We start from the raw sequence: 10913 nt of genomic DNA, 5'->3' as shown, positions 1-10913 counted from the left end.
CGTTGCTAGCGCTTGGCCCCGCAGGATCCGCGCACAATCAGCTCTGCGGGGAGCAGGAAGGATTCCAGAGTCTCCCCCTCAATCAGCCTCAGCAGGTTGTCCACCAGGAGCTCGCCCGCCACGCCGGTGTTCTGCTGCACGGTGGTGAGCGGGGGGTGGGTGTAGGAGGCGGTGGGAATATCATCGAAACCGACCACCGCCACATCATCGGGTACATGCAGGTCACTGTCCTCCAGTGCCTGAATCGCCCCGATGGCAATCAGGTCACTGGCCCCGAAAATGGCATCGAATTCTACGCCCCGCTCCTGCAGGGTGCGAACGCCGTCGGCCCCCTGGGTTTCCGAAGTTTCCGCATCCACCTGCAGAGCCGGGTCCAGCTCGACACCGGCGTCCTTGAGCGCGCGGCTGTGGCCCTCGTAGCGACGGCTGAACTCGGGCGCATGCTCGGAGGCGTTGCCGATAAAGGCGATGCGCCGACGACCCAGTCTCAGCAGGTGCTGGGTGGCTTTGTAGGCGCCATTGAAGTTGTCACACCCGATCGACATGCCCGGCTGGCCGGGCAGGACCGGGCCCCAGGTGATGTAGTGAGCGCCGGCCTCATTCAGGTGGATCAGCTTCTCCACATAGGTCACATAGTCGCCGTAGCCGAGAAAAATGATGCCATCCGCCCGGTGGGCGTCTTCGAAATCCGCATGCCAGTCGTCACTCATCTGCTGGAACGACACCAGCAGGTCGTACTGGCGGTTGGCGCAGGCGCGGGTGATGCTGCCGAGCATCGACAGAAAGAAGGGGTTGATCATCGACTCGCCGATGCCCTGGTCTTCGCACAGCAATAACGCAATGGTATTGGTCCGCTGGGAGCGCAGGTTGCGGGCGTTTTTGTCGACTTTGTAGTTGAGCTCCCGGGCGATGGCCTGAACCCGTTTTCGCGTGGCCTCATTCACCAGAGGGCTGTCGCGCAGAGCGCGGGAAACGGTGGACTGGGATACCCCGGCCCGATAGGCGATATCAAAGGAGGTGGCCTTGTCGTCTTTCATGCACCGAAAGTCCCGGGCCGTCTGTTACGGCCTCTGTTGTTATGGAGCCCAAGCATTGGGGTGGCAGTGAATATAGCACAGACAACCCGGGTGTGGCACCTCAGTCGCCCTCATCCCGGGTGCCACAGGACTCCGGTACTGGGTGCCGCAGGCACGGGCCGGGGTTGGGACTATTGGGACTGGCCACCTTGCGGGTGATCCCGGTCGCGATGCTTTCGTTTCTCCTGGTGTTCTTCCCTTTTCGCCTGAATGGCGCTCATCACGCTGGCCACCTTCCCGGCTTCCAGGACCTCATCCAGCCGCGCCTCCAGCACGGTATCGGAGTAGGCTCTCATGGCCCTCACCTCCTCCTGTGGGGGCAGGCTTTTGCCCAGCTCGCTCAGTGCCTTTTCCGCCTGCTGGCGATCCCGGCGGAAGTCCCTGAAGACCTGATGGACCTCCTCCCGCTTTGCCTCGCTCAGCTCCAGCTGGTTCAGAATGTCGTTTAAATAGGCCGCGTCCCTGTCTCCGTTGTGCTGGTCCGCCAGCGTCGGGACCGAGGCCAAAGCGGCCAGAAGAGTTGATGCCAGCAACAGTGTCCGGATCATGGTTTTCCCCCTCGCCGAGCCCTCTCGGCATTCAGAGATCAATGGTGGTAGAGCACCTCTCTTCCAGTATTGACCATGTCGCCCAATTCTGGGGCGCGGAACGGCCGTTTTATAGATTCTTTCGGTATAACGTCGGGTGGCACCACTATCGTGGGGCTCTAGCTTGTTTTCCCCATCGGCGCAAAAGCGACGACCCGTCGATTTTATCTCCATAATGTTGATCCACGCGACAAATAGGCCCGTATATTGTCGGGAAATTTAACAACATTGTTTCTGGCAGCTGGGGTAGGCCCGGTAGAGCAGGGACGTGGTACCGGATGAGAAGAGAAAAGCACTATGAACAAACCTCTTACGATCGCCCAGCGTTTGGGGCTGGGCTTTGGGCTGATTGTCTCCCTGCTGGTGATTGTCACGCTTCTGGGCATGCACCGGGTCAGCGTGATTGACGCGACCCTGACCGAAGTGAACCAGAGCGCCAGTCAGAAGCAGCGTTTTGCCATCAACTTTCGCGGCAGTGTCCACGACCGGGCCATTGCCATACGCGACGCGGTGCTGGTGGATAATGATCGGGCTCTCGATCGACACCTGGAGCAGATCCGCCAGTTGGATGCCTTCTATCAGGAATCCGCCGGACCCATGGACGCTCTGATGAATGAGCTCGGCGCCACGGCGGAGGAGCAACAACTGCTGGAGCGCATCAAAGCCATTGAAGAAAAGACCCAGGCGTTGACCGCTGATCTGCTCGCCCAGCGGCAGGCCGGGGATCGGGAGGGTGCCCGGGCGTTTCTGTTGTCCGAGGTCTCTTCCGCCTACACCGAGTGGCTTGCCCGGGTGAATGCGTTTATCGACTACCAGGAGGCGGTGATCGGCGAAGATATCGGTCTGGTCCAGGAGATCGCCGGCAACTTTGGTATTGCCATGGTGCTGTTTGCGGCTCTGGCGATTGTCGCCAGTGTGGTGATCTCCTTCATGATCATCCGCAATATGAAGGCCACGCTGGGCGCCGAGCCGCACGAGGTGTCAGAGGCCATCGAGCGGCTTGCCTCGGGGGAGCTCAGCCTCTATCAGACAACCCGTCATCCCGGAAGCGTCATGGGCCGGGTGAATCAGACGCTCGAACGGCTCTCGGGCATCATTCTGGAAGTGCGCGGCGCGGCGGAGAACCTGACGCGCTCCTCGGAGGAGTTGAGCGCGACCTCCGACGACAACAATCATCAGATCCAGCGCCAGTCTCAGGAAACCGAGCAGATGGCCACGGCGATCAACGAGATGACCGCCTCGGTGGCCGAAGTCTCGCGCAACACCAGCAGCGCGGCCGATGCGGCCCAGACCGCCGATCGCGAAGTGGAGGCCGGCAATGAGACGGTGCAGCGCACAGTGGCGGCGATTCAGCACCTGGCCGCCACGCTGGAGGACACCACCGAGAAAGTGCAGGCGGTGTCCGAGCACAGCCGTCATATCGAGAAGATCATCGAAGTCATCAGCGCCATCGCCGAGCAGACCAACCTGCTGGCGCTCAACGCGGCCATTGAGGCGGCGCGGGCCGGCGAGCACGGGCGGGGTTTTGCCGTGGTGGCGGATGAAGTCCGCTCGCTGGCCAGTCGCACCCAGGAGTCGACCCGGGAGATCAGCACCATGATCGGGACGCTTCAGGAAGGGGCCCAGAGTGCGGCCCAGGTGATGTTCACCAGTCGGGAGCTGGCCCAGGAAACGGTGGAGCAGACCCGCAGCTCCGAGCAGGCCCTGCAGAGCATCCGCCGGGAGGTGGTGGCCATCACCGACATGAATACCCAGATTGCCAGCGCGGCGGAGCAGCAGAGTCACGTAGCGGAAGAGGTCAACCAGAACATTACCCGTATCAGCGAGGCCACGGCAGCGTCCTCGGCCGGTTCCAACCAGGTGGCGGGCGCCAGTCGGGAGCTGGCGAGCCTGGCCGACACCCTGTCGCGGAAAGTCAGCTTCTTCAGTGTGTAGAAACTGGGCAGAGGTCGAACGCCGGGTCAGTCGTTTTCGGTGAGCTTTAACACCTGGTCCAGGGCATTGTCATACCCCGCCTCCCTGGACTCGTGACTGAGGAACGGTTGGTGAATATGGGGTGGAATACCCACATCCTCGTACAGCTGTTGGTCGAAGGCGCGGTAAATCTCATTGGACAGCGTCATGTGCCAGCCATTGGGCAGGTGTCGCTCCAGGGTGTCGGACAGTATGCCTTGGGTGGGCTCGCCGATCAGCGTCAGCGCCGGGCGCTGCAGCAATGACAACACAAAGATCTCGGCGGCGCTGGCGGTCAGCTCACTGGTCAGGACAAACAGGCGGCCTTGATAGCCCCCCTCGGCCGGCTCGACGTGAACCGGCTGGCGCCCGGTAAACCCCCCGCCTTTGCGGGCGGCCTTGGTGAAGGCCAACGTCTTCCGGTCCAGCAGGTAGGAGGCAAAACGCAGCGCCACCCCGTCGTACCCGCCGCCGTTGCCGCGCACATCCACGGCCAGGTTGGGCAGATGGCCGATGTCCGCCAAGGCCTTCTGCATCATCGCGTCGGTAATCGCCAGGTCCTTGCCCGGGTGGCCCACATCGCCGCTCTGCCCGGCCATGGCGCGAATATTCAGGTAGCCGGTGCTGGCGTTCAGTTGCCCCCACTCCACCAGCCGCCGGCCGCCGTGGCGAACGTTGTTGCCCAGATAATCTTCGTGAATGACATCGTGCAACCACTCCCTGAGCTCGGACAGGTAGGAGTTGACCTCGCGCGGGTCATCGGCGTCTTCCAGCTCCTGATCCAGCCGCTCATAAAGTTGCGACTGGCCGGCGGCGCTGTAGCTGCCCCAGTCCGAATGCAGCCGGACATGCCCGTCGCGCAGGGGGCGAAGCATCGCCGTCAGGGCGGCAAACAGGTCGTCCGGGTCGGAGTCGGGGTGAATCTGGCGCCGGTGGCGGCGGTAGCTCTTGTCCCAGTCGACATTCTTCAGGGTGAACAGGGCGTACTGCTCGGCGAAGGTGTGCCAGAACACCTCAAAGTTGTACTCGGGGTCCTCCGGATCGTGCGCTTCGGTTCGCGCCAGGCTGGGCGGTAACTGCTTCAGGCGGTAATAGCCCACGCGCGATACCCCGGTGGCCCGGCGCGCACTGAACGCCTGCCCGGCGGGAGAGACCTCCAGATCTTCATGGTGTTGAGTGAGCTCGCTTAAAGGGCCGGCGTGAACCGCCAGACAGCTGACGGCGGTTTCCTCGTAGAGGGTGTAACGATCCTTGGTAATGTGCAGTATTTTCCCGTAGCCGCGCGAGCGCCAGACGCCTTCAAGGCGTCTGAACTGGTCGACAGAGGGTGTGTTGACGGGCCATTCGGCAGATTTCACAGGCAGACGCTCCAAAACGCTATTAGAAGCATAGGAGGCTCTTACGCGGAAAGCAAAGCGGTTGCCTTACTTGCCTTCTGGCCTTAAAGGGAAAGCCATCCCTGGCCGTTCAGGCCCCGCGGACCGCTATCCCGCCTGCCGGGCGCGAGAGGAGTGAACACGCCACAGGTAATACACCGCGGGCAGCACCAGCAGAGTCAGAATCAGCGTGGAGAAAACCCCGCCGACCATGGGTGCGGCGATGCGGTGCATGATCTCCGAGCCGGTGCCGCCGCCGAGCATGATGGGCAGCAGGCCGGCAAAGAGCGTGGCCGCCGTCATCACAATGGGCCGCAGACGCAGGCCAGCGCCCTCCATCACCGCCTGTTGGATATCCTCCCGGGTGGGTGAGCGTTCTTCATCGTCGCACCGGTTCAGCATCTCGCGGTATTCCAGGTTCAGATATACCAGCATCAGCACGCCAATCTCCACCGCCACCCCGGCCAGAGCGATAAAGCCCATGGCCACCGCCACGGACAGGTCATAGCCCAGCCACAGCAGCAACCAGACGCCGCCCAGAAGACCAAAGGGCAGGGTGGCGAGAATCATGGCCACTTCGACAAAGCGGCGGAAGTTCAGATACAGCAGCAGAATGATGATCGCCAGGGTCAACGGCAAGACCAGGGTGAGCCGTTCTTTGGCGCGCTCCATGTACTCGTATTGCCCCGCAAAGCGGACGGAATAGCCGGCCGGCAGATCCAGTTGCTCCTGGACTACCGTCTTGGCCTCCTCCACAAACGAACCCAGATCCCGTCCGGCGATGTCCACAAACACCCAGCCGTTGAGCCGGGCGTTTTCGCTTTTGATGGCTGGTGGGCCGTCTTCCACGTAGATCTCCGCCACCGCCTCGAGTGGAATGTGATCGCCGCCCGGTGTCACAATGGGCAGGGTGCGCAGGGCCTCGGGGGAGTCCCGATAGTGTTGCGGGTAGCGCAGGTTCACGGGGTAGCGCTCCTGGCCCTCAATGGTTTCGGTAATGTTGGCGCCGCCGATGGCGGTGCGCACCACGGCCTGCACATCAGCCATATTCAGCCCGTAACGGGCCGCCCGTTGGCGATCGATGTCGACCTTGAGGTAGCGGCCACCGGCCACCCGTTCGGCGTAGACCGAGGTGGCGCCGGGGACATCGCCCAGCAGTGATTCCAGCTCGCGCCCCAGGCCTTCAATCACGTCCAGTTCCGGCCCGGCGATTTTGACCCCCACCGGAGTCTTGATGCCCGTGGCCAGCATATCGATGCGGGTCTTGATGGGCATGACCCAGGCGTTGGTCAGGCCGGGAAAGTCGATCAGCGCATCGAGCTCTTCGCGGATGGACTCCGGCGTCACCCCCGGTCGCCACTGGTCTCGGGGTTTGAACTGAATCACCGTCTCGATCATGGTCAGCGGCGCCGGGTCGGTGGCGGTATCAGCGCGACCTATTTTTCCGAAGACGGTTTTCACCTCCGGCAGGGTTTTGATCAACTTGTCAGTCTGCTGCAGGATCTGTCGGGCCTCCCCGATGGACACACTCGCGTAGGTGGTGGGCATGTACATCAAGTCGCCCTCATCCAGCGGCGGCATGAACTCCGTACCCAGCTTATTCGCCGGCAGGAGCCCGACCACCATGATCACCAGCGCCAATACCACCAGTGTTTTGGGAAAGCGCAACACGCCGCGCAGCAGGGGCCGGTAAAACCCGGTCAGCAGGCGATTGATCGGGTTGCGGCTCTCGGGCAGGATCCGGCCGCGCACGCAGTAGCCCAGCAGCACCGGCACCAGGGTAATGGCCAGCCCGGCAGAAGCCGCCATGGCGTAGGTTTTGGTAAACGCCAGCGGGGAGAACATCCGCCCCTCCTGCGCCTCCAATGCGAACACCGGCAGAAAACTCAGGGTGATGATCAACAGTGAAAAGAACAGCGCGGGGCCCACCTCGGAGGCGGCGCGCGCCACCAACGGCCAGCGTTCCTCCGGTGTCAGGGGCCCCTTGTGGCGCTCCAGGTGCTTGTGCATGTTCTCGATCATCACAATCGCGCCATCGACCATGGCGCCGATGGCAATGGCAATGCCCCCGAGGGACATGATGTTGGCGTTGATGCCCTGCAGCTTCATGATCACGATGGCGGTGAGAATGCCCAGCGGCAAGCTGATCACCACCACCAGCGACGAGCGCAAGTGGAACAGAAAGAGCGCGCAGATCAGGACCACCACCAGCAGTTCCTGCCCGAGTTTTTCATACAGGTTCTGCACGGCGTTGAGGATCAGCTGCGAGCGATCGTAGGTGGTGACAATCTCAACCCCTTCCGGGAGGCTGGGCTTCAATTCCTCCAGGCGCTGTTTGACCCGGCCTATCACCTCGGCGGCATTCTCGCCCGAGCGCATCACCACGATACCGCCCACCACTTCGCCTTCGCCGTTGAGTTCCGCAATGCCGCGGCGCATCTCCGGCCCCACCCGGATGTCGGCGATGTCTCCCAGTAACAGAGGGGTACCCCGCTCGCTGGTGCTGAGCGGAATGTGTTTCATATCCTCCACGCCTTTCAGATAACCGGTGGCGCGCACCATGTATTCGGCTTCGGCCATTTCCACCACGGAGGCGCCGGTTTCGCTGTTGCTGCGCTCGATGGCGGCGTGCACCTGGGCCAGCGGCAGGTTGTGGGCCCGGAGTTTGTCCGGATCCACTTCCACCTGGTATTGCCGGACCATGCCCCCGATCGTGGCGATTTCGGACACGCCCGACAGCGCCTGCAGTTCGTACTTCAGAAACCAGTCCTGCAGGCTGCGCAGCTCGGCCAGGTTGTGGTTGCCCGTGCGGTCCACCAGGGCGTAGTTGAACACCCAGCCCACGCCTGTGGCATCAGGCCCGAGCTCCGGGCGGGCATCGGCCGGCAGGTCGCCGCTCACCTGGCTCAGATACTCAAGCACCCGGGAGCGAGCCCAGTACAGATCCGTGTCCTCATCAAAAATGACGTACACATAGGAGTCGCCAAAGAAGGAAAAGCCGCGCACCGTCTGGGCATTGGGGACGGACAGCAGGGCGGTGGTCAGCGGGTAGGTCACCTGATCCTGAACCACCTGCGGTGCCTGGCCGGGGTAGGAGGTTTTGACGATGACCTGCACATCGGACAGGTCGGGAATTGCATCCACGGGCGTGGTGCGGGCCGAGTAAAAGCCCCAGCCGGCCAACAGAATGCTGGCAATCAGTACCAGTACCCGGTTGTGGACGGACCAGCGAATAACAGCGTTGATCATCAGCGATCCCCTCCCTGGTTCTCGTGCTCCATGTCTTCATGATCCATCTCACCATGGTCCATCTCGCTGTGATCCATATCCCCCTGGTCCATCTCACTGTGGTCCATTGCTTCGGCCTGTTGTTCTTCCGGGGACTGTTTCTCTTGGGGCTCCATGCGCAACAGCTCGGCCTCGCGGCTGGATTCCGAATCAATCAGGAACTGACCATCCACCACCACTCTGTCGCCAGCGCTCAATCCTTCCAGAATTTCTACCCGCCCATCGCGGGCATGGCCAATCCGCACGGGAACCGAGCGGTACCGGTTCGGCTCGACCTGCTTCACGACCCGGGCTCCCCGGCCGGTGCGGATCACCGCGCTGGCCGGCGCGGAGATTACGTTATTGCGCTCCCCGGTATCCACACGGGCGCGGACAAACATGTCAGGTTTGAGCTTGCCGTCTTCATTGGGAAATACCAGTCGTGCGCGCAGGGTACGGTTGTCGGCGTTGAGTGAGGGGTAGAGGTAGTCCACTTCCCCCTGCCACTCTTCCCCGGGATAGCTGTCCGAGGTGACGGTGACGGGCTGGCCCTCGGCGAGCAACCCGGCCTGGCGCTCGAACACCTCCACGGTCAGCCAGATATCGTCGAGCGAGCCGATCGACATCAGGTTCTGCGCCAGGTCGACAAAGTTACCCTCGCGCACGCCCAGCTGGACGGCATAGCCATCGCGCTCACTGTAGTAGTGCAGCTTCTCACGCACCTCGCGGGTTTCTTTCAGACGCTCGACTTCCCGTTCGCTCACCCCCTTGGCGCGCAGTTGCGACAGCGAAGAGCGGGCGCGCTCGGGCTGGTCCTGTCGGATGCCCTGGAGGTATTCCTGCTGGATATTCACGATTTCCGGGGAGTAGAACTCGAACAGCTTCTGGCCGGCCCGCACCGGGTCTCCCTCGGTGGCGACCGACAGATCGCTGACCCAGCCGGTGGCGCGCACATGATAGTGCTTGATCCGGTCCTGATTGACCTGCACCAGGCCCACCGTTTCCACCGGCTGGGACCAGTCGCCGCGGGTGACATCGCCGAGTTTGAGGCCGAGATTCTGCTCCACGGTGGGCTCAATGCGCACGTCGCCGGGCTCATCGTCTTCATCACCCGCGTAGACCGGCACCAGATCCATCCCCATGGGGGACTGTCCGGGCTCATCCCGTCGGTAGCTGTCGTCCATGGGCGCCACCCAGTAGAGGGGCTCGCCTTTGTCCCCGTCTTCACCGGCTTCTGAGCTTTCGCCGGAATTGTCCGCTGACCCCGAATCCGACAGATACCAGAGGCTGAGGCCGATTCCGGCGCCAGCGCCCAACACAAGCGCGCACAGCAGCGCGCCAATAGAGAGAGATTTGTTCATAACACTTGCCCACAAGTTGAAAAAAGAGACGACCGGTGCGTTTTTCAGGCGCACTAACCCCGGGTCAGGCCTCTATGGGTGGGCGAAGCAGCTCAAGCGGTGTGGAGTGGGGGTGGGAGAGGGTGTAGGCCGAAAACCCGCCCTCGATGACAGCAGGCGACAGCCACTGGCTGGCCGTCAGCGCCGAGGCGCCGGAGCAGGACCCAGGACAGCATTGGCAGTCGGTGAAACAATCCTCATCGGACGTGTCGGCTGAATGATCGGTATGCCCGCCGTGATGGCCCTCATGCCCCATGTCGGCGGCCTGGGCTATCTCATGGCAGGGCTCCGGCTCGGCGGGGGCCGGGGCGCCATGAGTGGCACTCGTCAACCCTGCCATCAGAAGCAGTAGCGCGGAGAGCCATGTGGTCAGGGTTCGGCGGTTCATTGGTTTATTGTATACCAGAGAGCGGGGAGCTGGAACCCGGTTGCCGGTAAGGGGTGAGCAATGGTGTCAGCTTGGAGTCAGAAGGCAGCCTCGTGCTTGGCTTTGTGGCGGGGCGGAATGGGCCAATAAGCAGCGGTTGACCGGGAGTTCATATAATAGAAGGTGGTGATCGAAAACGGCACTCGCCCTTACCTTCGGCGCATCCCTCTTCATTATGGGGCGTCAAATTACCTGCATGGTGATCTTGAAGTAAATTTTTCATGAAAATTTTTTGGGTTTCTCAACTTTAGTTCTAATGTTAAGTAAATTCATGTTTTATAACGAAAATAATGTTTCGTGTGTTTTTCTACGCGACAGACGAGTCTTTCATTCTGTCGCTTGACGCGTCAATACAGGCGCATAGCACATTAGTCATATTTGCTTCGCCGTTTCGCTGAAGGATAGAATATTGCCATTATTATCAGGGAGCGGAAGTAGCCAGAAATAGAATAACGTTCTGCTCCCTCCACACTAATATCGTCCAACCTTTGTTAAGGAATTCATAAAATGCAGGGAAGCATCTTCGTCACCCTACTTACATTTTCTCTATCTCTCACTGTTTCTCATTCCGCCATGGCTCAGACGCAACGCATCGAGGCCGAGGACTACATGGAGATGTCTGGGATAGAAGTCGAACTGACCTCGGATGAGGGGGGCGGCAGTAATATCGGTTGGATTGATGTTGACGACTGGATTGCCTATAACGTTCGGTAATCCTCCCATAAATTAAGGGTACTCATAAGTAGAATTTTCTCGTAATCTATCCCCAGAGGAGATTCTGCATGAAGAAGTCACGTTTTACCGACAGTCAGATCCTGGCCATCCTG

General features: G+C 61.2%; 8 protein-coding genes. 2 read left to right on the top strand and 6 right to left on the bottom strand.

What is annotated here, in order from left to right; all coding sequences use genetic code 11:
* Positions 1-5: 5 nt before the first annotated feature.
* Both AAE484_RS09190 and AAE484_RS09185 read right to left on the bottom strand, forming a co-directional pair.
* Positions 6-1037 (bottom strand): LacI family DNA-binding transcriptional regulator, encoded by a 1032-nt coding sequence (locus AAE484_RS09190; protein WP_341938082.1) that lies wholly within the window; start codon positions 1035-1037, stop codon positions 6-8.
* Positions 1038-1207: 170 nt separating this feature from the next.
* Positions 1208-1624: a hypothetical protein gene (locus AAE484_RS09185; protein WP_341938081.1), complete on the bottom strand. Its 417-nt coding sequence runs from the start codon at positions 1622-1624 to the stop codon at positions 1208-1210.
* Positions 1625-1960: 336 nt separating this feature from the next.
* Here AAE484_RS09185 and AAE484_RS09180 point away from each other — a divergent pair, with 336 nt between their 5' ends.
* Positions 1961-3598, top strand: a complete 1638-nt coding sequence (locus AAE484_RS09180; RefSeq protein ID WP_341938080.1) for a methyl-accepting chemotaxis protein — start codon at positions 1961-1963, stop codon at positions 3596-3598.
* A 26-nt stretch (positions 3599-3624) separates the two neighbouring features.
* Here the strand turns inward: AAE484_RS09180 and AAE484_RS09175 are convergent, their stop codons facing one another.
* The 4 genes from AAE484_RS09175 to AAE484_RS09160 form a co-directional block, all read right to left on the bottom strand.
* Positions 3625-4974 carry a S41 family peptidase gene (locus tag AAE484_RS09175; protein WP_341938079.1) on the bottom strand — a complete coding sequence of 450 codons (1350 nt, stop codon included), beginning with the start codon at positions 4972-4974 and terminating at the stop codon, positions 3625-3627.
* Positions 4975-5100: 126 nt separating this feature from the next.
* Positions 5101-8241: an efflux RND transporter permease subunit gene (locus tag AAE484_RS09170; protein ID WP_341938078.1), complete on the bottom strand. Its 3141-nt coding sequence runs from the start codon at positions 8239-8241 to the stop codon at positions 5101-5103.
* Positions 8241-9620 (bottom strand): efflux RND transporter periplasmic adaptor subunit, encoded by a 1380-nt coding sequence (locus AAE484_RS09165; RefSeq protein ID WP_341938077.1) that lies wholly within the window; start codon positions 9618-9620, stop codon positions 8241-8243. Before AAE484_RS09165 ends, AAE484_RS09170 begins: the two co-directional genes overlap by 1 nt.
* 64 nt (positions 9621-9684) lie before the next feature.
* Positions 9685-10047: a hypothetical protein gene (locus AAE484_RS09160; RefSeq protein ID WP_341938076.1), complete on the bottom strand. Its 363-nt coding sequence runs from the start codon at positions 10045-10047 to the stop codon at positions 9685-9687.
* 546 nt (positions 10048-10593) lie between these two features.
* On the opposite strand from AAE484_RS09160, the gene AAE484_RS09155 reads away from it, so the two are divergent.
* Complete coding sequence (locus AAE484_RS09155) at positions 10594-10800, top strand: carbohydrate-binding protein (RefSeq protein WP_341938075.1); 207 nt, start codon at positions 10594-10596, stop codon at positions 10798-10800.
* Positions 10801-10913 lie beyond the last annotated feature (113 nt).

It is taken from the genome of Marinimicrobium sp. C2-29 (assembly GCF_038419845.1).
Lineage (GTDB): Bacteria > Pseudomonadota > Gammaproteobacteria > Pseudomonadales > Cellvibrionaceae > Marinimicrobium.
Note: the sequence above shows the minus strand (reverse complement) of the source record. Positions and strands in the feature narration are given on the sequence as shown.

Coding starts and splice junctions, on each gene's coding strand:
- AAE484_RS09190 (WP_341938082.1), bottom strand. CDS start 1,037: ATGAAAGACGACAAGGCCACCTCCTTTGATATCGCCTATCGGGCCGGG.
- AAE484_RS09185 (WP_341938081.1), bottom strand. CDS start 1,624: ATGATCCGGACACTGTTGCTGGCATCAACTCTTCTGGCCGCTTTGGCC.
- AAE484_RS09180 (WP_341938080.1), top strand. CDS start 1,961: ATGAACAAACCTCTTACGATCGCCCAGCGTTTGGGGCTGGGCTTTGGG.
- AAE484_RS09170 (WP_341938078.1), bottom strand. CDS start 8,241: ATGATCAACGCTGTTATTCGCTGGTCCGTCCACAACCGGGTACTGGTA.
- AAE484_RS09165 (WP_341938077.1), bottom strand. CDS start 9,620: ATGAACAAATCTCTCTCTATTGGCGCGCTGCTGTGCGCGCTTGTGTTG.
- AAE484_RS09160 (WP_341938076.1), bottom strand. CDS start 10,047: ATGAACCGCCGAACCCTGACCACATGGCTCTCCGCGCTACTGCTTCTG.
- AAE484_RS09155 (WP_341938075.1), top strand. CDS start 10,594: ATGCAGGGAAGCATCTTCGTCACCCTACTTACATTTTCTCTATCTCTC.